This window comes from Halanaerobium saccharolyticum (genome assembly GCF_003053565.1).
GTDB classification, from domain to species: domain Bacteria; phylum Bacillota; class Halanaerobiia; order Halanaerobiales; family Halanaerobiaceae; genus Halanaerobium; species Halanaerobium saccharolyticum_B.
Genome location: NZ_QAXS01000029.1, coordinates 1 through 21,572 on the forward strand (window position 1 = coordinate 1; position 21,572 = coordinate 21,572).

Annotated in this window: 21 protein-coding genes; 14 read left to right on the forward strand and 7 right to left on the reverse strand. The window is 35.8% G+C overall.

Annotated features, from left to right (window positions below):
* Window positions 1–150: 150 nt before the first annotated feature.
* From C8C76_RS10805 to C8C76_RS10820, 4 genes are all read left to right on the forward strand, one after another.
* Window positions 151–1,395 (forward strand): ABC transporter substrate-binding protein, encoded by a 1,245-nt coding sequence (locus C8C76_RS10805; RefSeq protein ID WP_108141539.1) that lies wholly within the window; start codon window positions 151–153, stop codon window positions 1,393–1,395.
* A gap of 76 nt (window positions 1,396–1,471) precedes the next feature.
* Window positions 1,472–2,542 (forward strand): carbohydrate ABC transporter permease, encoded by a 1,071-nt coding sequence (locus tag C8C76_RS10810; protein WP_108141541.1) that lies wholly within the window; start codon window positions 1,472–1,474, stop codon window positions 2,540–2,542.
* On the forward strand, window positions 2,539–3,405 hold the full coding sequence (locus C8C76_RS10815; protein ID WP_108141543.1) for a carbohydrate ABC transporter permease: 867 nt from the start codon (window positions 2,539–2,541) through the stop codon (window positions 3,403–3,405). Before C8C76_RS10810 ends, C8C76_RS10815 begins: the two co-directional genes overlap by 4 nt.
* A gap of 173 nt (window positions 3,406–3,578) precedes the next feature.
* Window positions 3,579–5,882, forward strand: coding sequence for a glycosyl hydrolase family 65 protein (locus tag C8C76_RS10820; protein WP_108141545.1), 2,304 nt, complete (start codon window positions 3,579–3,581; stop codon window positions 5,880–5,882).
* A gap of 135 nt (window positions 5,883–6,017) precedes the next feature.
* On the opposite strand, the gene C8C76_RS10825 is transcribed toward C8C76_RS10820, so the two are convergent.
* From C8C76_RS10825 to C8C76_RS10840, 4 genes are all read right to left on the reverse strand, one after another.
* A complete protein-coding gene (locus C8C76_RS10825) occupies window positions 6,018–6,815 on the reverse strand; it encodes an ABC transporter ATP-binding protein (RefSeq protein WP_108141547.1) in 798 nt (265 codons plus the stop codon).
* Between the two features lie 7 nt (window positions 6,816–6,822).
* Window positions 6,823–7,689, reverse strand: a complete 867-nt coding sequence (locus tag C8C76_RS10830; RefSeq protein WP_108141549.1) for an ABC transporter permease — start codon at window positions 7,687–7,689, stop codon at window positions 6,823–6,825.
* Between the two features lie 57 nt (window positions 7,690–7,746).
* Complete coding sequence (locus tag C8C76_RS10835) at window positions 7,747–8,727, reverse strand: ABC transporter substrate-binding protein (RefSeq protein ID WP_108141551.1); 981 nt, start codon at window positions 8,725–8,727, stop codon at window positions 7,747–7,749.
* A 282-nt stretch (window positions 8,728–9,009) separates the two neighbouring features.
* On the reverse strand, window positions 9,010–9,432 hold the full coding sequence (locus C8C76_RS10840; protein WP_108141553.1) for a HutP family protein: 423 nt from the start codon (window positions 9,430–9,432) through the stop codon (window positions 9,010–9,012).
* 182 nt (window positions 9,433–9,614) lie between these two features.
* Here C8C76_RS10840 and C8C76_RS10845 point away from each other — a divergent pair, with 182 nt between their 5' ends.
* Entirely contained in the window at window positions 9,615–10,145 is a 531-nt protein-coding gene (locus C8C76_RS10845) for a manganese efflux pump MntP (RefSeq protein ID WP_258222522.1), read from the forward strand.
* 81 nt (window positions 10,146–10,226) lie between these two features.
* On the opposite strand, the gene rlmD is transcribed toward C8C76_RS10845, so the two are convergent.
* Together rlmD and C8C76_RS10855 are read right to left on the reverse strand one after the other, a co-directional pair.
* A complete protein-coding gene (gene rlmD, locus C8C76_RS10850) occupies window positions 10,227–11,396 on the reverse strand; it encodes a 23S rRNA (uracil(1939)-C(5))-methyltransferase RlmD (RefSeq protein WP_108141558.1) in 1,170 nt (389 codons plus the stop codon).
* Between the two features lie 60 nt (window positions 11,397–11,456).
* On the reverse strand, window positions 11,457–12,782 hold the full coding sequence (locus C8C76_RS10855; protein ID WP_108141560.1) for a sodium-dependent transporter: 1,326 nt from the start codon (window positions 12,780–12,782) through the stop codon (window positions 11,457–11,459).
* A 420-nt stretch (window positions 12,783–13,202) separates the two neighbouring features.
* Between C8C76_RS10855 and C8C76_RS10860 the strand changes: the two genes are divergently transcribed.
* From C8C76_RS10860 to C8C76_RS10870, 3 genes are all read left to right on the forward strand, one after another.
* On the forward strand, window positions 13,203–14,678 hold the full coding sequence (locus C8C76_RS10860) for a sodium-dependent transporter (protein WP_108141562.1): 1,476 nt from the start codon (window positions 13,203–13,205) through the stop codon (window positions 14,676–14,678).
* Between the two features lie 102 nt (window positions 14,679–14,780).
* A complete protein-coding gene (locus C8C76_RS10865; protein WP_108141564.1) occupies window positions 14,781–15,281 on the forward strand; it encodes a nitroreductase family protein in 501 nt (166 codons plus the stop codon).
* A 4-nt stretch (window positions 15,282–15,285) separates the two neighbouring features.
* Window positions 15,286–15,963: a PHP domain-containing protein gene (locus tag C8C76_RS10870; RefSeq protein ID WP_108141566.1), complete on the forward strand. Its 678-nt coding sequence runs from the start codon at window positions 15,286–15,288 to the stop codon at window positions 15,961–15,963.
* An 89-nt stretch (window positions 15,964–16,052) separates the two neighbouring features.
* On the opposite strand, the gene mnmH is transcribed toward C8C76_RS10870, so the two are convergent.
* Complete coding sequence (gene mnmH, locus C8C76_RS10875; protein WP_108141567.1) at window positions 16,053–17,117, reverse strand: tRNA 2-selenouridine(34) synthase MnmH; 1,065 nt, start codon at window positions 17,115–17,117, stop codon at window positions 16,053–16,055.
* Between the two features lie 224 nt (window positions 17,118–17,341).
* Here mnmH and C8C76_RS10880 point away from each other — a divergent pair, with 224 nt between their 5' ends.
* The 6 genes from C8C76_RS10880 (at window position 17,342) to C8C76_RS10905 (ending at window position 21,432) form a co-directional block, all read left to right on the forward strand.
* Window positions 17,342–18,184 (forward strand): Mrp/NBP35 family ATP-binding protein, encoded by an 843-nt coding sequence (locus C8C76_RS10880; protein ID WP_108141569.1) that lies wholly within the window; start codon window positions 17,342–17,344, stop codon window positions 18,182–18,184.
* A 111-nt stretch (window positions 18,185–18,295) separates the two neighbouring features.
* Window positions 18,296–18,655, forward strand: coding sequence for a NifB/NifX family molybdenum-iron cluster-binding protein (locus C8C76_RS10885; RefSeq protein WP_108141571.1), 360 nt, complete (start codon window positions 18,296–18,298; stop codon window positions 18,653–18,655).
* 1 nt (window position 18,656) lies between these two features.
* Window positions 18,657–19,517: an ATP-binding protein gene (locus C8C76_RS10890; protein WP_258222524.1), complete on the forward strand. Its 861-nt coding sequence runs from the start codon at window positions 18,657–18,659 to the stop codon at window positions 19,515–19,517.
* Window positions 19,514–20,377 (forward strand): ATP-binding protein, encoded by an 864-nt coding sequence (locus tag C8C76_RS10895; RefSeq protein ID WP_108141573.1) that lies wholly within the window; start codon window positions 19,514–19,516, stop codon window positions 20,375–20,377. Before C8C76_RS10890 ends, C8C76_RS10895 begins: the two co-directional genes overlap by 4 nt.
* Window positions 20,378–20,400: 23 nt before the next feature.
* A complete protein-coding gene (locus C8C76_RS10900; RefSeq protein ID WP_108141575.1) occupies window positions 20,401–20,796 on the forward strand; it encodes a NifB/NifX family molybdenum-iron cluster-binding protein in 396 nt (131 codons plus the stop codon).
* A 252-nt stretch (window positions 20,797–21,048) separates the two neighbouring features.
* Entirely contained in the window at window positions 21,049–21,432 is a 384-nt protein-coding gene (locus C8C76_RS10905) for a DUF5320 domain-containing protein (RefSeq protein WP_108141577.1), read from the forward strand.
* Window positions 21,433–21,572: the final 140 nt, after the last annotated feature.

Consider the following 21,572-nt stretch of genomic DNA (forward strand, 5'->3'; position numbering starts at 1 on the left):
CAAATAATTAATTCAACGGAGCCAGGCAGATGCCTTTTTTTATTTAGATATTTTTAGATTTACATTTTTTTCTTCACAACATTAATTATACAACCAAATTTGCTTTTAGTTTTAGCTTTAGTTTTTGTTGTTGCCTTTAGTGGTGCAGTAATGGCTGATAGTCATGGGGAAGAAATTTCTTTAACAGTTGCTGGGGGTGCTGTTGGTCAGGAAAAAGAATTGACAATCAAGGCAGCTGAAATGTATATGGAAAGAAATCCTAATGTAACAGTTGAAGTATTAGAAACACCTGACTTAGCTAATGATAGATTAGGTCTTTACTTACAGTTCTTAGAAGCTGAAAGTCCTGAAGTAGATGTTTATCAGATTGATGTAATCTGGCCTGGTGATTTAGCCGAGCACTTTATCGATTTTTATGATTATGGTGCAGAAGAAGTAGTAGACAAGCATTTTCAGGCAATTGTTGAAAACAACACAACAACTGATGGACGTTTAGTTGCAATGCCCTGGTTTACAGATGCTGGACTTTTATATTACAGAACAGATCTTTTAGAAAAATATGATCGTGAAGTTCCAGAAACCTGGGATGAATTAGAAGAAACAGCTCAATATATTATGGAAAAGGAAAGAGAAGCTGGTAATGAAGACTTTTATGGTTATGTCTGGCAGGGAGATGCCTATGAAGGCCTAACCTGTGATGCATTAGAATGGATTTATTCTAATGGTGGTGGTAAAATTGTAAATAATGATCAGGAAATAACCATCAACAATGACAAAGCAATTGAAATTATTGACCAGGCAGCTGGTTGGGTTGGAACTATTTCTCCAACTGGTGTAACAGGTATGGGCGAAGAAGATGCTCGTTCTATGTGGGAAGCTGGAAATGCACTATTTATGCGTAACTGGCCTTATGCTTATGCTTTAGGAAATCAAGAAGATAAGGTTATTGCTGGAAACTTTGATGTCTCACCTCTACCTGCTGGAGATAGTGGTAAATCTGCAGCAACTTTAGGTGGCTGGAACTTAGGTGTAAGTAAGTACAGTGAACATCCTGAAGAAGCAGCTAAATTAGCCATGTTCTTAGCTGGAGAAGAAGTACAAAAAATGCGTGCTGTTGAAGGATCTTTCAACCCAACAATTAAGTCATTATATGAAGACGAAGATGTATTAGAAGCAGTTCCATTCTTCGGTAGTTTATATGATGTATTTACAAATGCTGTTGCACGTCCTTCTACTGCAACTGCTCCTCAGTATAATCAGGTATCTGAGCTATTCTTCCAGGCAACACATTCAGTATTGACTGGTGAAAGTGATGCTCAAACTGCTATTGAGTATTTAGAATTAGATCTGATGGATACTACAGGATTTGAAACTGGTGAACCAACACAGCCATAAGTAAAATTCTTTAATGTTGTTTATTAGCTGGAGAGGGAATATTCCCTCTCCAGATTTCATAAAGGGGGGAAATTAAATGGCAATAAGTAGTTCATCCAATCTGGCAAAAGAAGAACAGAAACTGGCATTAAAGTTATTAATACCAGCATTTTTAATCTTAATTATAATTGCTTTATATCCTTTAGGTCAGGTTTTTTATACAAGTTTTACTAATCGAGAATTTGCTTCAAGTACTGAAACTGAATTTGTTGGATTAGACAATTATAAAGCGCTGCTTTCAGTTACAGTTAAAGAATTACCACCTGTAATAGATGAAGAAACAGGTGAACAGGCTGTTGATGAGGAAACTGGCGAGGCGGTTTTTGAAAGACCAATCAGAGTTTTACCAAGAGATCCGCATTTATATCGGCCTTCATTTGAGTTCAGCTTTTTTGGAAACAAGTATGTTGTTGGTGCTCGAACTCCGGATTTTATTAGGGCAGTCTGGAATACCTTATTATTTACATTTTTCTCAGTCTTTTTTGAAACTGTGCTTGGTTTAATAGTTGCCTTAGTAGTTAACAGTGAGTTTAAAGGACGAGGTGCAATGCGAGCTGTAATGTTGGTTCCCTGGGCAGTTATTACAGTTGTTTCTGCCAGAATGTGGGAATGGATGTTTGAGCCAACCAGAGCTGGATTATTCAATATGCTTGGAGATAGATTTGGTTTAATTGATGGCAGTTTTGCTTTTTTAAGTAATAACGCCCTGCAGCTGCCGGCAATTATAGCGGTTGATGTCTGGAAAACTACTCCGTTTATGGCTTTATTAATTCTTGCGGGTTTACAGATGATACCGGGTGAACTTTATGAAGCGGCTGAAGTAGATGGAGCCAGCAAATTAAGACAGTTCTTTAATATAACCTTACCATTATTAAAACCTTCACTTGCTGTTGCTTTAATTTTTAGAACTTTAGATGCTTTAAGAGTCTTTGATGTGTTCCAGGTAATGCTGTCTCAGAAAAGATATTCAATGGCAAGTTTTAATTATTTTCAATTGATTTCAGCCAGACAAATGGGAATGGCATCTGCAATTGGAGTTATAATCTTTATCATTATTTTTGCCTTCGCTATTCTTTATATGAAATCCCTGGGAGTTGATACAGAATGACAAGAGAGCAGAAAGAAAAACTTAGAAAAGTCTTATTCTATTTTGTGCTGGCAGTAATTGTAATCTACTTACTTTTTCCATTTTACTGGGCTATAGTTTCTTCTTTAAAAAGCGAAGCACAGCTGAGTATGACTCCTGCTACCTTGATTCCTAGAGATCCGGAAACAGGAGAAATATCGTTCTTTACCAGAAATTATAGAGCTATTTTTGCAAACGGTGGTTTTGTTAGAGGATTAATTAACAGTACAATTGTAGCAACTTCGACTACAATTTTAGCTTTATTAACTGGTTCTTTTGCTGCCTTTGCTTTAGGAAAGTTAAGATTTAAAGGGAAAGCGCCTGCACTCTATGTAATACTGGCAATGACAATGTTTCCTCAGGTTACAGTACTATCTGGTTTATATGCAGTAATAAATGCCTTGAATTTAAGTGCCAGGGTAAGTATGATCTTTACATATTTATTATTTACCCTACCATTTACAACCTGGGTGCTGACTTCTTTCTTTAGAGATTTACCAAATGAAATTATGCAGTCAGCCCAGGTGGATGGAGCAACACCCTTTCAGACATTTTATATGATTTTACTGCCGCTGACGGCGCCAGCTTTAGTTACAACTGGATTGTTATCGTTTATTCAGGCCTGGAATGAGTATCTCTTTGCTTTAACCTTTACCTCTATTGATCCAAGTGCAAGAACTGTACCGGTAGCTATTCAATTTTTCTCGGGAGAGTTTGCACGGCAGGAGCCATTTGGAGAAATCATGGCAGCTGCAGTTATGGTTACAGTGCCAATTGTTGTTTTAGTATTAATTTTCCAGAAGCGGATTGTAGCTGGATTAACAGCTGGAGCTGTAAAAGGATAATTATCTATGCAGTATAGTAAGGAGATATAAGAAAAAGACAGCCGTAAATAGACCAATTTTATTTATTAAAACTAAATATTTAACTGATTAGAAATTAGAGAAAATCAGGCCATCAAACTATGGGATAACTATATTTTGATGGCCTAATTTATTTGTTATAAGGAGGCGTAAAATTGGATTATCAAGATTTTTTTAGAATTAAAGATGACTGGAATATAAAAATTGAAGAATTAAAAGATGAACAATTAGTTCATTATGGAAGTAACCTATTATGTGGTAATGGTTATCTTGGTTATAGAGGAACTTTAGAAGAGTGGGGTAAAGATGAGTATCAGGCCTGTGTTATCACAGACACCTATGATATGGCTGATGGAAAGTGGCGGGAATTATCCAATTCTCCCAATGCTCTATTTACAGAAGTAAAAGTTGGAGGAGAAAAATTAGGTGATTATCCAGAAGAAGACTTAATGACTACCGAACTCGATTTTGATTATAAATATGGAGTTTTTAAAAGAAATTCTAAAGCAAAAAACTCAACAGCTGAAATTGTATCAGAAAGATTTGCCTCTTATGATAATCTTCATTTAATTGCTAATAAATATCAATTAAATAACCTGGAAGAAGATGAAGTTGAAATTAAGTTAGGAATTAAAGGGGATATCTGGGATTTAAATGGCTCTCATCTTGAAAATTTTAGTGGAGAGTATGACAGTCAGAAAAATATTTTATATTTAAAAGCAAACACTGTTGAAAAAAATATTGATTTGATTACAGCACTATCTTTTGATTTTAAAAAGGGTGAAATTGAAAGCTTAAAAGTAGAAAATGAGGAAAAGTCAATCTATTTATTATTAAAAATTAAGCCAGAAAATAAGCTGGTTAAATTTGAAAGAAATATGCTTGTTTATTCCAGTAATGATTTAGAAAATCCTTTAGAAAAAGCAGTGGAAGCGGCAGCAGAAGCAGCAGCTGAGGGTTATCAGCAGCTGAAGCAAGAACACCAGCATGTCTGGGATAAAAAATGGGAACTGATGGATATAAAAGTAGCTGGTAATCAGCTTGATCAGTTAGCAGTACATTTTAACCTCTACCACAATATTATTGCAACTCCTGCTCACAGCGAATTCTTACCGATTGGAGCTAGAGGTTTATCATGTCAGGCTTATCAGGGAGCAGCTTTCTGGGATCAGGAAATATTTAATCTGCCCATGTTTTTATTTACGGAGACAGAAACGGCTAAGAATATTTTGAAATATCGCTATCACACTCTTGATGGTGCCAGGAAAAAAGCAAAAGACTTAGGTTATGATGGTGCGTTTTATGCCTGGATTAGCGGTAAAAGCGGCCAAGAATTGTGTCCATCATTCTTTTTTAAAGATGTAATCAGCGGCCGTAAAATAAGAAACCACTTTAATGACTGGCAGATCCATGTATCTCCTGATATCAGTTATACAATCTGGAAATATTATATAGCAACTGATGATCTTGATTTTGTAGTAGACTATGGTAGTGAAATTCTATTTGAGGTAGCAAGGTTTTTACATTCCCGCGTACACTACAATCAGTATAAGGACCAGTATGAGATAATTAGACTTTTGGGACCGGATGAATATCATGAAAATGTTGATAATAATGCTTTTACAAATTATCAAACTCGCTATGCACTAAAAAAAGCACTCTATTTTTATTATAAAATGGAAAATGAATATCCCGAAAAACTTAAGAATTTGAAAGAAAAAATTGATCTTCAGGAAAGTGAAGTTACAGCCTGGCAGGAGATTGCAGAAAAGATTTATTTACCAGAGCCTGATGAAAATATGCTGATTGAACAGTTCGATGGTTACTTTGATCTAGAAGATACCACTGCTGAAGTTTTAGAAGAAAGGTTGATCGATAAACAGGAATACTGGGGTTGGCCAAACGGTGTGGCTGTATTTACCCAGGTAATTAAACAGGCCGATGTAATTCAGCTTTTCACAATGCATGATATTTTCTCTGAAGAAGTACTTGCAGCTAATTATGATTATTATGAACCAAGAACTCAGCATGGTTCATCTTTGAGTCCTTCTCAGTATGCGATTGTAGCTGCTCGTTTGGGTAGGGCAGAAGAAGCCTATGATTATTTTGAAACCTCTGCCTTTATTGATCTGATGAGTACTAATAAGGCTGTCAGTGGAGGAACCTTTATTGGTGGAGTTCATACTGCAGCAGCAGGTGGCATCTGGCAGTTGATTGTTAATGGTTTTGCCGGCATGAAGGTTAATCGTAAGGGACTTTCTTTTATGCCTATACTGCCGGAAGAGTGGGATTCAGTTGAATTCAACCTGAACTATAAAGCAAATAAACTTAAAATAAAGCTGAGTTCTGATAGTTTTACTGTTAAAGCTTCAGCTTCAAATAAAAATTTAGTTGCGTTCAAAGTTGAGGATCAGCACTATAAAGCTGCAGCTGGAGAAGAAATAAATATTAAGATTTAGTTTTACTGGATAAAAAAAGCTCCCTTTAAAAAGGGAGCTTTTCTAAAATATTAAGCTTTAAACTACTAAACTACTCTTTAAATTAAATTTGTAAAAAGTTAAATAGTTATATAAACCTGATTCAAGAAACAAAAATTAAACTGAGAGCAGCATCCGATCATTATTGAATTTACCGCCATGTTTAATTTCAAACATTTTGAGCAGTTTTTCAATAGTCAGGTTTTCTTTTTCTTCACCCTGAATATCATAGATGATCTGGCCGCCATCCATCATAATTAGTCGGTTACCCATCTTAATTGCATCTTCCATATTATGAGTGATCATTAAGGTTGTAATATTATTACTATTGACAAGTTCTGCAGTTAGATTTTTTATTTTAATAGCAGTTGCAGGGTCTAAAGCTGCAGTGTGCTCATCTAATAGCAGTAATCTTGGATTAGCAACTGTGGCCATCAAAAGAGTTAGAGCCTGCCGCTGGCCTCCAGATAACAATTTTACTTTAGTTGTTAATCTTTTTTCTAAACCCAGGTCAATTTTTTCTAAATGTTTCTGCATTATCTCCCGCTTGTGCTTACTTAATCCCCATTTTAAAGAGAGATTATTTGACTTTGAGATAGCAAGAGAAAGGTTTTCTTCTATCGTCATCTCAGGAGAAGTTCCTGCCAGAGGGTTTTGAAAAACTCGACCAATTTTTTGAGCACATTTGTACTCTGTTTTGGCAGTAATATCTTCATCATCTAAAAAGATATTTCCATTATCAACCGGGAAGACACCTGCAATTGAATTTAAGAGAGTTGATTTTCCAGCTCCATTACTTCCAACAATTGTAATGAAATCTCCTTCATTTACAGTCAGATCAATTTTATTAATTGCCACATTTTCATTTGGAGTTCCTTTATAAAATATTTTTTCTAGATTTTTAACTTTTAGCATTTTTTTATCACCTCAATGCTTTTTTAATTCTTGGTGTTGATAAGAAAACTATTACTATAACTGCTGTTAAAAGTTTTAAATCAGAAGCAGCCAGCCCCAGATTTAAAGCAATTGATATACTAAAACGGTATAGAATAGAACCAATGATGACTCCGATAGTTGCAATCATAATTGACTTTTCGCCAATTACTACCTCACCTATTATTACCGAAGCCAGACCAGCAACAATAGTACCAACACCCATGTTTACATCTGCAAATCCCTGATACTGTCCAACAAGAGCCCCAGATAGAGCAACTAAAGCATTAGAAATAATAAGCCCCAGCATTTTCATAGAATTTGTGCTGATTCCCATACTTCTAATCATTTGTGGATTATCTCCGGTAGCTCTTAAGGCAAAACCAATTTGAGTATTTAAAAATGCATCAAGTAAGAATTTAACTACTACTATCACCAGAATCAATAATAAAAGGTTATTCCAGGGATAGGGAACACCTAGATCTCTAATGAATGAAAAAATAGTATCTTTTCCAATCAGTGGAATATTTGGCCTTCCCATTACCCGTAAGTTAATTGAATAGAGGGAGGTCATAGTTAAAATACCTGACAAGAGTGGAGCTATTTTTAGTTTTGTATTTAAAAACCCAGTTATAGCTCCTGCCATTCCACCAGCCACGACCGCTGCTGCAAGTGAATAAAAAGGATTAACCCCTGCAACCAGCAGCCGAGCTGAAACAGCAGCTCCCAGAGGAAGACTGCCGTCAACTGTCAGATCAGCAAAATCAAGAATCCTAAAAGATATAAATACTCCCAGGGCCATTATCCCGAAGGCAAGCCCCTGTTCTAACGACGTTATTGCAAAACTTAGATTCATAACACACCTCACACCATTTCTAAACTACTTATTTTCTAGCTACTTATTTTTTTCGAATTATTCCTGTGTAATTTCTTCATAAATAACATTTGCTCTATCCATTACAGCTGCTGGAATTTCCAGCTCAAGATTTTCAGCTGCTTTGGTATTTAAATATAATTTTAGCTCATCAGAAGATTCTACACTCATTTCAGCCGGAGATTCTCCATTTAATACTCTGGCAGCCATTTTCCCGGTTTGAATTCCAAGTAATTTGTAATCGATACCAAGGGTAGCAATTGCACCCTGTCTAACCTGTCCATTTTCAGAGGCAAAAACTGGAATCTTATTTTGATTTGTAATGTTTAAAACCGAAGGTAAGGCAGATACAATAATATTATCTGTCGGAACATAAATCGCATCAACATCTCCAATCAGCGAAGAAGTAGCAAGACTTACCTCACTGCTGTTGCTGACAGTACCTTCGTGTAAATTAATTCCCATTTCTGCAGTAGTTTCTTTAACTAGATCTACCTGAACAACTGAGTTAACCTCACCTGGATTATAAAGCACACCTAGATCTGTTATTTCTGGAATAAATTCTTTAATTAATGCAATTTGATCAGCAACAGGATTCATATCTGTAGTTCCGGTTAGATTACCACCAGGCTGTTCCATACTTGCAACAATACCTGCTTCTACAGGGTCAGTAACAGCAGTAAATAATACAGGAGTATCAGTAATTACATTTGCTGCTGCCTGTGCATTTGGAGTTGCAATGGCTAAAACCAAGTCTAAATTATTACTTTTAAACTGCTGAGCTATAGATTGAGCAGTGGCAAAATCAGCCTGTGCATTTTGTACAGTAAATTCTACCATATCTTCAGTAAACCCTTCTTCCGCCAGCCCTTCAATAAAACCTTCTCTGGCTGCATCTAAAGCAGGATGTTCTACAAATTGAGAAATACCAATCTGATAATCCTGAGCCCCTACCTGAGCTGCTGTAAATACCAATAAAGCAAAAGTTAAAATAAATAAAACTAAAATTTTCTTTTTCATTTTTTTATTCCCCTTTCTAACTGGTAGTGGGAATAAGAATAAATTTACTACTTAAAATAAAAAAACACTCCTGGTGGAGTGTTAAAGATTCTGCTTTCTGCTTTAGTTTAAACAGGTTAATCTAAAAAAAGATATAAAAACCCCTTGTTTAAACAAAACTGAAGCTTCCCTACAAATTTCTCCTACCGTATTACCATGCTACCAGTTATTTGATTTTCTTTATTATACTATTAATTTTGTACCTTTGTCAACTTTATTGGAGTATCAAATTTGCTCTGTTTACTAAGATTTATTATCAAGGAGTGAGCGGTGACTTAAGCCCACTGTTACCTCATTTAAGTTAAACATGCCGACACCAAAGAAAACAGCAACGACAATATGCTCTCCGCTGCGGGCAACTCCAATCTTTCCACCTACATTTAAGCCCATAGTTCTAGGCATGATCTGGGTTACTGCATCATGGGCTGCTCCAGCAACCGCTCCCTGGGCTACATGGGATTCATCAATGATATTTTCCCGCTTAGCTGCAATAACAGCTCTTTCTATAATATCTGGGACTGATTTATTAAATTCACCACCAAAATCGACTGCGCCAGTATTGATATCATCAGCTGCAAATTCTTTTTTTAATTTCTTTTCTTCACTTCTGGTAGAAATAGCCATTTTAATAGCTGCTTTTGCGGTTTCTAAACTATTATGTTCCATAATTTTTCCTCCTTTGTCATTGCTGTCTTAATTATAGCAGAAATAAAGCTTAAAATAAATACTTTGAGTTAATTGAAGAGACTTTGAGCTATTTTGTTGCATATTTTAAATCTCTGTTTTATAATTAATAATACTGTAGATAATATTTTATCCTGGAGGGGATTAAAATTAATATTTTATTAGTGGCTCTAGCACTGGCTCTGGATGCAGCAGGTGTAACAATGGCTATTGGCTGTGGCACCAGAACAAATCTTAGAGAAAAATTTAAAGTTATTTTTTCATTCGGATTTTTTCAATTTTTCTTTGCTTTGACTGGTGGTTTTCTTGGAAATTATATAGATGCAAATTTCTTTACTATTTCTAATTATTTTAGTGGCTCGGTAATTTTTTTATTGGGAATTTTTCTGATTCGTGAAGGATATAAAAATGGTGAAGAGTGTATTTACAGACAGCTTAATTTCTGGACAGTTGTAGTTTTAGGGGTGAGTGTCAGCATCGATGCTCTGGGGGCAGGATTTTCGCTACTTTTTAATTTAGATTATGCTTTGATATTAAATAACTCTTTAATAATCGGTGCTGTTGCTTCAGTAATTACTGCAGCTGCGTTTAAAATTGTATTATATATTAAACATATTTCTCTTGTTGAAAAATATGCTGATTATGTGGGTGGTCTGATTTTACTTTTAATAGGGATTAACACTTTTTTAGCCTAAAAAAACCGATTCAGAGCTGGGAAATCAGCTTCTGGAATCGGTCTTTTTATTTACCTATAAAGTTTCTCTTATTTTTAATAATTATTTATTTTTCTTTAATAGAGTTATTACTTCTAAATGTTTAGTGTGGGGGAACATATCTACAGCTTTAAACTTTTCCAGTTGATAATTGTGCATTTTTAGAGAAACTAAGTCTCTGGCCAGTGATTTTGGATTACAGGAAATATAGAGTATTTCATCTGCACCAGCCGAAGCTATTTTGTCTAGAGCTTTCGGATTTATTCCGGGTCTTGGCGGATCGATAATAATTAAATCAGGATTTTCTTTCAGATTATTAATCTTTTCTAAAACATCACCGGCAATATATTCTGCATTGTCGACATTATTTAATTCAGCGTTTTCTGCTGCTTTTTTTACTGCATCTTGATCAATTTCTATTCCGAAAATTTTATCTGCATCTTTTGCTATAGCCTGGGAGATAGTTCCGGCCCCACAGTATAGATCATAAACTACCTTATCTTTAGCGCTGCTGATATAGTCGGCAGCTTCTGAATATAATAATTCAGCTCCCTTAGTATTGGTCTGAAAAAATGAAAGTGAGTCGATTTTAAATTTATTATCAAGTAATTTATCATAGAAATAATTACGGCCATAATGAATCTTCATTTCATCACAGCTTACCTGGTCAGAAAAATCATCATTAATCGTCTGGACAAAACCAACCAGCTCACCTTTTAAATCGAGATTTTTGAGTTCTCTGCTGAGAGGCTCAAAGTCATGCTCAACCTGAGAAGTAGTTACCAGATTTGCAACGACTTCTCCTGTATTGATTCCCTTTCGGATAATTAGGTTGCGCAGAAAACCTTCTCTCAACTTAATATGATATTTTTTAAAATCATGTTTGCGGCAGTAGTCTATAATTGTGCTTAAAATATTCCTAAAATCTCTGTCAACTAATAAACAGTGATCAACTGTAATCACATCATACCTTTTACCCCGTGGATGCATTCCCAGCTGAAGTTTTCCTCCCTTTTTTAAATCGCCAAAACTAAACTCCATATTGTTGCGGTACTCATAAATATCAGGGCTTGCCAGTATTTCTTCAAAATTGTCTGTACTAATTTCCTGATCAGAAAAGATTTCTAAAAGCATTTCTTTTTTATCTTTTAACTGCTGCTGATAGGGTATTTCCTGAATAGAGCAACCTCCGCAGCGGTCATAATGCACACATAAATCCTTATTTTCCTGCAAATTAAATCCTCCTAAAATTAAATTTATTTAAAGTTTGATCATTTGTAATTTCTCTTTGAACTAAATGGTCTGATAGATATTAAAAAGCATAATAAATAATACAGCGGCCGGCACAATATATTTTAATAAAACACTATATATTTTACCAATATGAAAGCGGCTGTTTTTATTTGCTTCTTTAACTGCATTTTTGCTGCCCCAGATATGACCGACAAAGATTGAAGTTAAGATTCCACCTGTAGGTAAGAAAATGGAGTTTGAAAACCAGTCATAGGTATCTAAAACATCCATTCCTAAAAAACTAAAATTAGAAAACGAGCTGTATCCTAAAAGAGGTGGTATTCCAACTAAAAAGATTAAAAAGCCCATCAGATAAGAAGCTTTTTTTCGATTCCAGTTGTGTTCATCAACTAAAAAAGCTACAACTACTTCCAGCATTGAAATAGAAGATGTGAGAGCAGCAATTGTCAATAAAACAAAGAATATGACTGAGAAAAAGATACCAAAAGGCATCTGAGTAAAGACTGCCGGCAGAGTAATAAAAGTTAAGCCGGGGCCAGAAGCCGGATCAAGACCAAAGGCAAAAACGGCCGGAAAAATTGCGAAACCTGCCAGTAAAGCAACAGCTGTATCAAAGACTAAAACATAGGCGGCACTTTCATTAATGCTTTCCTTTTGACTTAAATAACTACCATAGGTTATCATTGCTCCCATACCGAGACTTAAAGTGAAGAAAGCCTGAGAGATAGCATCAGCAAAGGTTTGAAAAGTAATAGCAGAAAAATCTGGTTTTAAGTAAAAACTTAAGCCCGCTCCCGCACCTTCAAGTGTTACAGAACGGATAATTAGTAAAAATATGATTCCAAATAAAATAGGCATTAAGATCTTAACTATTCTTTGGATTCCATTAACTACTCCAGCTCCAATTACAGCAATTGTAAGAAACATAAAAACCCCGTGCCAGATAATTGGCTCAGCAAGGCTGCTGATATGTGATCCAAAAACTTCTGGGAAACTGCTTTCAGCAGTAAAAGTAAAAGATTTAAAAATGTAGGACATTCCCCAGCCGGCAACTACGGAGTAATAACTTAAAATTACAAAGCCGGATAAAACTCCAAGAGCACCAACCAGCGGCCAGCTAGAATCTGGAGCCATTTTTTTGAAGGCACCAATTGGATTTTTTTCTGTAAACCTTCCTAAAGACATTTCGGAGACTAAAATTGGATAACCAATAAATAATATTGCAGCTAAATAGATTAAAATAAAAATAGCCCCTCCATTTGTTCCAGTTATAAATGGAAAACGCCAGATATTTCCCAGGCCGATTGCAGATCCTGAGGCAGCCAGAATAAATCCTAATCTGGAAGTCCAGTTTTCTCTTTTCATGATAATTTCCTCCCTATTAATTTTATATTGCTTGTTTATTTTATCATACTACTAGTTAGGCATCAATCAATTAATTATTGCGGTTGCTCGGGTTTGAAGTTCTGAAAATCAGGTATGCTTAATGAATTTCTGAAAACGATTACGTAAATCAGAATACATTTACTAGATTTTTGTCGCAAATGCTGGAAATAATTCAATTAATTTGTTATAATACATTCAACCTGATTAGTTTAGTTTAGAAACATGCAGTCTTAAGATTAGCAGAAGTAATAATTATTTAGCAGTAGTTAATGATTGTATGAGAGTAGAGATTAGCTGATATTTTATAATATTTTTTTAAAAAAATTTAGATGAGCTGAGCCAGGAAAAATCGGGAAAAATAAAAAATGAGTAGAAAGAAGAGAGGGAGGAAAGAAAAAAATGGAAGAGAATCGTGATCAATGGGGAACGAGACTTGGTTTTATTTTAGCAACAATTGGTTCAGCAGTAGGGTTGGGAAATATCTGGCGCTTTTCGTATCAAGCGTATGAAAATGGTGGAGGTGCCTTTTTATTCCCCTATTTATTTGCATTAATAACTGCGGGTATACCATTATTATTACTTGAAATGGGATTTGGATTTTTTACAAGAAACTCTGCACCAAGTTCTTTTCGTAAAATTAATGAGAAATTTGAATGGGTTGGCTGGTGGTCAGTATTAATTGCTTTTGTAGTAACAGTTTATTATATTGTTATTATTGCCTGGAGTTTATTATTTGTATTTGAATCATTTTCTTTGGGCTGGACTGCTGATCCAGAAGGATTTTTCTTCGGAGAATTTCTTAACTTTTCGGGTAGTGCTTTTGAATTAGGAGGAATTCAGTGGCCGATCTTTTTTGCTTTATTGGCGATCTGGTTAATTAATTATTTAATTATTGCTGGTGGAGTAGAGAAGGGGATTGAAAAAGCCAGTAAGATTTTTATGCCACTTTTAGCTGTGATGGTCTTAGTAATTGTCTTTAGAGGTGTTACACTTCCCGGAGCAATGCAGGGAGTTAAAGCATTTATAACACCTGATTTTTCCAAGATTTTAGATTGGAATATTTGGGTTGGGGCTTATGGTCAGATTTTCTTTACTTTAAGTCTCGGCTTTGGAATTATGATCGCTTATTCCAGTTATCTGCCTAAAAAATCGGATGTAGTGAAAAATGGAATTATAGCAGCTTTATCAAACAGCATTTTTAGTATTGTTGTTGGATTTGGTGTTTTTGGGATACTAGGTTATATGGCCGGACAGCAGGGTGTAGCAATTGGTGATGTTGCAACTTCTGGGATTGGACTTGCTTTTATTGCTTTCCCAAAAGCTATTAACCTCTTACCCGGTTTACCGCAGATATTTGGTTTTGCATTTTTCTTTTCATTAACAATTGCAGGGCTTTCATCAAGCATCTCATTAATTGAATCAGTTGTATCATCTTTGATTGATAATTTTAGTTTAAGCCGCAAAAAGGCTGTTACTTATGTTTCAATTGTTGGATTTTTACTTGGAGTACCAATGGTTACTCAGGGTGGTTTAGCTATTTTAGATATTGTTGATCACTTTGTTAATATTTTTGGTCTATTGGTAGTCGGTCTGGTAGAAATGCTGGTTCTAAGTTATGCCTTTGATTTAGATAAGATTAAAGATAATATGAATGTCAGTTCTGATCTTCATATCGGTGGTGGCTGGAAAACCATGATTAAGGTTGTTGCACCTTTATTTATTGGTATTGGATTTATTCAGAATACTATTTCTGAATTTAGTGCAGCTTATGGTGGTTATCCAATGAGTGAACTTCTTACTTTTGGTTGGCTGGTTGTAGCCTTACTTGTAATATTTGCAGTTATGCTCGGCAGAAACAGCAGTAACCGAGTTTAGAGTAAACATTATCTAATATTTTAAATTAGGTCCTCAGATTATTCTGGGGGCTTTTTTTATTGTAAATAATTTTATATAATACTAATGAGGAGGTTTTAAACTATGGAAGAAATTTTTGAACGCAGAAGTATTAGAAAATATCAGAGCAAAAAGGTTGAATCAGAAAAAATAGATAGGTTATTGGAAGCAGCAGTCTCTGCCCCCTCAGCAGGTAATGAGCAGCCCTGGCATTTTATTGTGATAAAAGATAGAAAAAGACTCAATCATCTGGCTGAGATTCATCCCTATGCTAAGATGTTAAAAGAAGCGCCACTGGCAATAGCGGTCTGTGCTGATCTCAGCCAGCAGAAACATCAGGGGTTCTGGGTTCAGGACTGTTCAGCTGCCACACAAAACATTTTATTGGAAGCTCAATCTTTAGGTCTAGGTTCAGTCTGGATAGGCTGTCACCCGGCTGAAGATAGAGAGAAAAAAGTCAGCAGTTATTTAAAAGTACCTGCAGGTTTTAAAACCCTATCTTTAGTGGCAGTTGGTTATCCGGCCGAGGAAAAAGAAAGAGTTAATCGGATGAATGATGAGATTGTTCATTTAGAAGAGTGGTAAAATTATGAGCGAATATAAAATAGAATTGCATGCTCACAGTGCTGAAAGCAGCCGCTGTGGTTCAATTAAAGCTGAGGCTCTTGTCAAAAAATATAAAAGAGCGGGTTATAGTGCTTTAGTTTTGACTGATCACTATTATGCCCGTTTTTTTGATAAAGTTAAAAGTTTAAACTGGGAAGAGCAGTTCGAAAAATATTTAAAAGGCTATAAAATTGCCAAAAGAGCTGCTGCCGAAATGGACTTCAATCTATTTTTAGGAATAGAGATTAGATTTAATGATGATCCCAATGAGTACTTAGTTTATGGTCTCGGGGAAAAATTTCTCTTTGAAAATCAAAACCTGCATCATCTTAATTTAGAAAAATTTAAAGAGCTGACTGATTCCCAGAGTAATAAAATATTAATTTATCAGGCCCATCCTTATAGAAAGGGAATGTCACCTGCTGCAGATTATCTGTTAGATGGCTTAGAAGTTTATAATGGTAATCGCCGCCATAACTCTCAGAATGAGAAGGCTCATAATTATGCAGCAGAACATCAGTTGAAAATGATTTCGGGTTCTGATTTTCATGAAGACGAAGATCTGGCTCGTGGTGGTATAGTTACTCAACAGAAAATTGAAGGAATAAGAGATCTGCTACAGATCTTAGAGCTTGAAAATTATAGATTAATTAAATCCTGATGGAAAAAATCCCCTTCTTAAATGGAAGGGGATTAAATAATTGAGGCTGCAGCTGGAAGCAGAACTTTTAACATTAAAACAGCAGTTGTTTACTGGTAAAGATCAACAATTTTTGCTGCAGCTTTTTTAATATTTTCTGCCTCGATTTCTGCTTTATAAAAGTCAATTTTATTCTGAGAGTGTTCATACATCGGGTCATAATAACTTTCTAAAAGGATTCTAGTTAGTTCTCTAAATTTTCCACTTTCAGCAAGTTCCAAAAGCTGATAATATGCTTTTTTACCTGCCTTTTTGATAAGATATTTTTTGATGGCAGTCAGAGATTCTAAAACTCTTTCAATAAATTTTTGCTGGTCACTTTCAATATCTTTTATATACTCTAAATAGATATTTTCTACTCTTTTTTTGGTTGAAGCTGTAATTAAAATATCTTCTCCAGCTTTCATTTTTTTGTAAAAAAACTCCGGAATCACAGAATGACCAACCCTTCTGCTTTCAGCTTCTACAAATATATAGCCATCTGGCTGATCCTTTTTCTTTAATTCTTCCCAGAGCAGTGATTCAAAATATTTTTGATTATAGGGTTCATTAAGGCCAATACTGCCAAAAGCTGAACCTCGGTGGTTGGCGATTCCTTCTAAGTCAATAATGTTTGCTCCCAGCTTATCCATTTCCTTTAGAATATAGGTTTTACCAACTCCAGTATTTCCATGGAGAACTACTATTTCACCCTTAAATTGATAATTATCCAGTTTATCAATTATATAATGGCGGTAACCCTTATAACCATTTTCAAGCCGGTAGACTTCGATTCCAGCCAGATCAGAAAACTCAGCCAGGCTTTTACTGCGCAGACCGCCGCGAGAACAGAAGATGATTATGTTATCATATTCTCGGGCCAGCTGATTAACTTCAGCTATTAAATCTGGAATTTTAGGAGATACAAGTTCAACACCTTTTAATTTAGCTTTTTTAGGGCTCTGCTGTTTATAAATTGTACCGATGATTTTTCTTTCCTGATGATCAAGCAGTTCGATATTGACAGCTCCAGGAATAGTTGCTTCCTGATATTCCTCTTTAGTACGGGCATCAATATAAATACTGTTTTCTAAATTCAAACTCTGCTGATATGTTATCAGTCTTTCTTTTCTCATTTATTACACCTACTAGATAAATTTATTATTTAACTTTTTGTCTGTTAACTGTGATAAATAGATTCCTTAATTCATATTTTATCCTATTTAGCAGAAAAATCAAAATTAAAAGCTAAAAAATTCCTAGAAGGTAAATAGACTACTTGAATTGAAATTAAAAAAGTGTTATATTTAATACAGCTAAATGAACAAATGACCATAATATATAATGAGGTGATTATTTAATGTATGATGTGAAAGATAAAAAGGTTGTCTTAGAACATGGAACTATTAACAAAGGAATTATAGCTGTTGCCAGTGGGAAGGGTGGAGTTGGTAAATCAACTGTTACTGTAAACCTGGCTACTGCTCTGGCTGAGTTAGGATATAAGGTGGGGATTATAGATGCTGATGTAAGAGGATTTAGTGTTCCTCGAATTCTTGGAGTTACTGATAAGCCAAGAGCAGTCAGTGAAAAGGAAATTATACCTCCTGAAGTAAAAGGGATTAAAGCAATTTCTATGGGTTCATTTGTAGATGAAAATAGTCCCGTAATCTGGAGAGCGCCACTGCTGGCAGGAGCACTAGAGCAGTTTTTTAAAGATGTGCGCTGGGGAGAAATTGATTATATGCTGATTGATCTGCCTCCAGGAACAGGAGATATGCCATTAAATATTATGCAGAAAGTTCCTCATGCTGAAACGTTAGTTGTAACTACTCCTCAGGTAACAGCAACTAAGGTAGCAGGAAGAATTGGTGCTATGGCTGATAAGATGGACCATGAGATTATAGGTGTAGTTGAAAATATGGCTTATTATAGATGTTCAGAATGCGGCCATAAGGATTATATCTTTGGTGAAGATGGCGGCAAGGATCTGGCTGATTTTATGGAGACCGAACTGCTCGGACAGCTGCCGTTAATTTCGGAAGTTAGACGCCGCAGTGACTCCGGAAATCCTATTGTTTTTGATGAACCGGAATCTGAGATTTCTCAGGAGTTTATTAAGATTGCAAAGAAATTAGCTGAGAGAGAACAGGGCTTTGATGAGAAGGTTGAGCCGCTTAAATTAAATATGGATGTAAATTAAAACTGGAACTTTGGTACCGGGTACTTGTAAAATATTACTAATTAACAAACTGGATTCAGATGGTAATATTTTACAAGTACCCGGTACCCTTAAAAAATGGGGGTTTTAAAAATGAAATTAGTTATACCTGCAGTAGCAGAGGGGAATATGGAAACAGAAGTACATGATAATTTCGGGAGAGCAACATTTTTCGCTTTTATTGATACTGAGACAGAAGAGATTGATTTTGTAGAAAATACTGCTGCTAAAAAAAGCAGTGGTGCTGGAGTAGGAGCCGCACAGTTATGTGCTGATAATGAAGCAGATATTGTTACTGCCTATCATTTTGGGCCAAAAGCATTTAAGGCACTGACTGCTGCCGGCATTGAAGTTTTAGATTTGAATGAACAAAAATTAATTAAAGAAGTATACAGCGATTACAAGGCAGGCAAATTAGCTGAGGCCGAAGCTGGCCCGGGGGGACATCATTAAATTGGCTGAAGAAATTTCACTTTCAATTTTAAGTGGTAAGGGAGGAACCGGAAAAACTACTCTGGCTGTTAATCTTGCTCTGGCGCTGGAAAATGTTCAGCTGCTGGATGCCGATGTTGAGGAGCCAAATGATTACCTATTTATTTCTCCAGAAATTGAAAGTAAAGAAACTGAATCAGTAATGAGGTTGATTCCAGAGGTCAATGATGATAAATGTACTGCCTGCCGAAAATGTGTTGACTTTTGTGAATATAATGCTCTGGCTATGATGCTGGATAATGTACTGGTCTTTGAAGAAGTCTGCCACAGCTGTGGTGGCTGTAAAATTGTTTGTCCGGAAGATGCGATTACTGAAAAGGAAAAAGAACTGGGTAAATTGCGCCATGACTCTCTCTCCAATTTAGATTTCTGGCAGGGAGAATTAAACACCAAAGAAGAAAAAGCTGTACCGGTAATTGAAAAGTTAAAAACAAAAATAGATCGGGATAAAAAGGTGATTATTGATTCACCACCAGGAACAACCTGTCCGACTATTGAAGCAATTACAGATACAGACTTTACAATTGTGGTCACTGAGCCTTCACCTTTTGGTCTGCATGATTTAAAGATGGTAATTGAAATGTTAAATGAAATTGAGCAGCCTTTTGCGGTTGTGATTAACAGGGCAGAAGCTGACAGTGATTATTTAATTGAAGATTACTGTCAGGAAGAAGGAATTAAAATAATACTTAAAATTCCATTCTCCCGGAAGATTGCAGAACTATATTCAGAAGGAATTCCTTTTGTTGATAAACTGGAAGGATGGGATGAAAAACTGCAGCAGTTATATCAGGAAATTAGAGAGGAGGCCCTAAAACAATGAAAGAAATTACTGTAATTAGTGGTAAGGGTGGAACCGGAAAGACTACCTTTACAGCTAATCTGGCTTCCCTGCTTGATAATTTAGTTGTTGGAGACTGTGATGTAGATGCTCCTAACCTGCATCTTTTATTAAATCCAGAAAATAAAAGTGAAGCAGTTTTTAAGGGAATGAAACTGGCGGTTAAAAATGATGATCTCTGTATTGACTGTGGGCTCTGTTATGAAAACTGTCGTTTTAATGCTATTACGGCTGCTGATTATCAGATTAAAAATTTAAAATGTGAGGGCTGTGCTGTCTGTGCCTATGTCTGTCCAACTGATGCCATTAAGATGGAAGAAACTGAAACCGGCACTCTTTATGAAGCAGAAAGCAGATTTGGTGAGATGGTTCACGCTAAATTAATTCCTGGTGCAGATACCTCAGGGAAACTGGTAAGTGAGGTAAAAAATCGGGCTTCAGAGCTGGCAAAAGAGAAAAATAAGGACTGGATTTTGATTGATGGATCACCCGGGATTGGCTGTCCTGTAATTGCTTCTCTAACTGGTTCCGATCTGGCGGTTTTAGTTACTGAGCCAACCATGTCAGGCTTTGCGGATCTCAAAAGAGTTATGGAAGTTGTCAATCATTTTAAAATTCCAGCCGGGATAGTAATTAATAAGTATGATTTGAATGAAAATATTTCAGCTAAAATAGAAGCCTATGCAGCAGAAGAAAAAATTGAATTACTTACTAAAATTCCTTACAGCAGAGTGATAGTGGATTCACTTAAAAAAGGCGAGCTATTTGTTGATAACGATGCAGAACTACGAACAAAAATGCTGACTGTTAAAGAAAAACTTACAAAAATACTGGAAAAATAAGATTTAAAGGAGGCTTTAATAAAATGAAAAAGATTGCTGTACCCGTACAGGGCGAAAATGTATCAGCTCATTTTGGTCATGCACCTGAATTTAAACTTTTTAGTACAGAAGATAATACGATCAGCGCTGAAGAAGTAATAGAAAACCCGGGCCATCAGCCGGGTCTGCTGCCAAAATTGTTGAATGAGGCTGGAGCAGATATAATAATTGCTTCCGGCATGGGCCAGAAAGCGATTGCCATCTTTGAGCATAATAATATAGAAGTTGTCTGTGGAGCAGCTGGTAATGCCAGAGAAGCGGTTTCTAATTACTTAAATGATAAATTAGATGCTTCTGATAATGCCTGTTCCCATGGAGAAGGAGATGGGCATCATGATCATGACCATCATGGTCATGGAGGTCATGGACATCACCATTAATTTTATTAATTTCATTTGAACCAGGTACAAAACGCGCGTTTTGTACCTGGTTCAAATAAGCAATTTTGGACCTGGTTCAAATTACAGGGTCAAATTTTTTTACTTTATTCTTGACATATGTTCAAAATGGAGTTATAATATAATTACAGAATAAAGAGCATATGTTCATTAAGGTAATTTTAATTATTACTTTCCAATTTATATCTTGATGAACAGTGCCAACAAACTAAAAATTAAAAGGAGTGATTGTTTATGCCACGCGGAGATAGAAGAGGTCCAGAAGGTAGAGGTCCAATGACAGGAAGAGGATTAGGTTACTGTGCAGGTAATGATCAGCCGGGATTTGCAGCTGATGCCGCTCCTCAGGGAGCAGGAAGAGGTTTTAGAAATGGTGCCGGACGAGGCCCAGGATTTGGACGCGGACGCGGTTTTGCTGGTGCAGGTAAAGGTCGCGGAATGGGCTATGGATTTGCCGCTGGAAGAGGAGCAGCTTATGCTCCAGCTGGTGAAGATGTAGATTATGACAGTGAGGAAAATAAAAACCGAGAAATAACACGTCTCGAAAATCTGGCAAATACCCTTTCAAGTGAGCTTGAGATTGTAAAAAAACAGATAGAAGAGCTAAAAAATAATTAAGTTCAAAAATAAAGTTAATATATAAACTCTAACCCTTATTACAGAGAAAATTTGTTTCTGATAGACTCTGTGATAGGGGGTTTTTGTTCTTAAATGGAACTAAAGTTAAATACTGAGAGTTAACTGCTGATTTCTTGTTT

What these genes read in the sequence shown, in the direction of transcription:
- C8C76_RS10805 (WP_108141539.1), top strand. Translation starts at nt 151, where the DNA reads ATGGCTGATAGTCATGGGGAAGAAATTTCTTTAACAGTTGCTGGGGGT.
- C8C76_RS10810 (WP_108141541.1), top strand. Translation starts at nt 1,472, where the DNA reads ATGGCAATAAGTAGTTCATCCAATCTGGCAAAAGAAGAACAGAAACTG.
- C8C76_RS10815 (WP_108141543.1), top strand. Translation starts at nt 2,539, where the DNA reads ATGACAAGAGAGCAGAAAGAAAAACTTAGAAAAGTCTTATTCTATTTT.
- C8C76_RS10825 (WP_108141547.1), bottom strand. Translation starts at nt 6,815, where the DNA reads ATGCTAAAAGTTAAAAATCTAGAAAAAATATTTTATAAAGGAACTCCA.
- C8C76_RS10830 (WP_108141549.1), bottom strand. Translation starts at nt 7,689, where the DNA reads ATGAATCTAAGTTTTGCAATAACGTCGTTAGAACAGGGGCTTGCCTTC.
- C8C76_RS10835 (WP_108141551.1), bottom strand. Translation starts at nt 8,727, where the DNA reads ATGAAAAAGAAAATTTTAGTTTTATTTATTTTAACTTTTGCTTTATTG.
- C8C76_RS10840 (WP_108141553.1), bottom strand. Translation starts at nt 9,432, where the DNA reads ATGGAACATAATAGTTTAGAAACCGCAAAAGCAGCTATTAAAATGGCT.
- C8C76_RS10855 (WP_108141560.1), bottom strand. Translation starts at nt 12,782, where the DNA reads ATGAAAAGAGAAAACTGGACTTCCAGATTAGGATTTATTCTGGCTGCC.
- C8C76_RS10860 (WP_108141562.1), top strand. Translation starts at nt 13,203, where the DNA reads ATGGAAGAGAATCGTGATCAATGGGGAACGAGACTTGGTTTTATTTTA.
- C8C76_RS10865 (WP_108141564.1), top strand. Translation starts at nt 14,781, where the DNA reads ATGGAAGAAATTTTTGAACGCAGAAGTATTAGAAAATATCAGAGCAAA.
- C8C76_RS10870 (WP_108141566.1), top strand. Translation starts at nt 15,286, where the DNA reads ATGAGCGAATATAAAATAGAATTGCATGCTCACAGTGCTGAAAGCAGC.
- mnmH (WP_108141567.1), bottom strand. Translation starts at nt 17,117, where the DNA reads ATGAGAAAAGAAAGACTGATAACATATCAGCAGAGTTTGAATTTAGAA.
- C8C76_RS10880 (WP_108141569.1), top strand. Translation starts at nt 17,342, where the DNA reads ATGTATGATGTGAAAGATAAAAAGGTTGTCTTAGAACATGGAACTATT.
- C8C76_RS10885 (WP_108141571.1), top strand. Translation starts at nt 18,296, where the DNA reads ATGAAATTAGTTATACCTGCAGTAGCAGAGGGGAATATGGAAACAGAA.
- C8C76_RS10895 (WP_108141573.1), top strand. Translation starts at nt 19,514, where the DNA reads ATGAAAGAAATTACTGTAATTAGTGGTAAGGGTGGAACCGGAAAGACT.
- C8C76_RS10900 (WP_108141575.1), top strand. Translation starts at nt 20,401, where the DNA reads ATGAAAAAGATTGCTGTACCCGTACAGGGCGAAAATGTATCAGCTCAT.
- C8C76_RS10905 (WP_108141577.1), top strand. Translation starts at nt 21,049, where the DNA reads ATGCCACGCGGAGATAGAAGAGGTCCAGAAGGTAGAGGTCCAATGACA.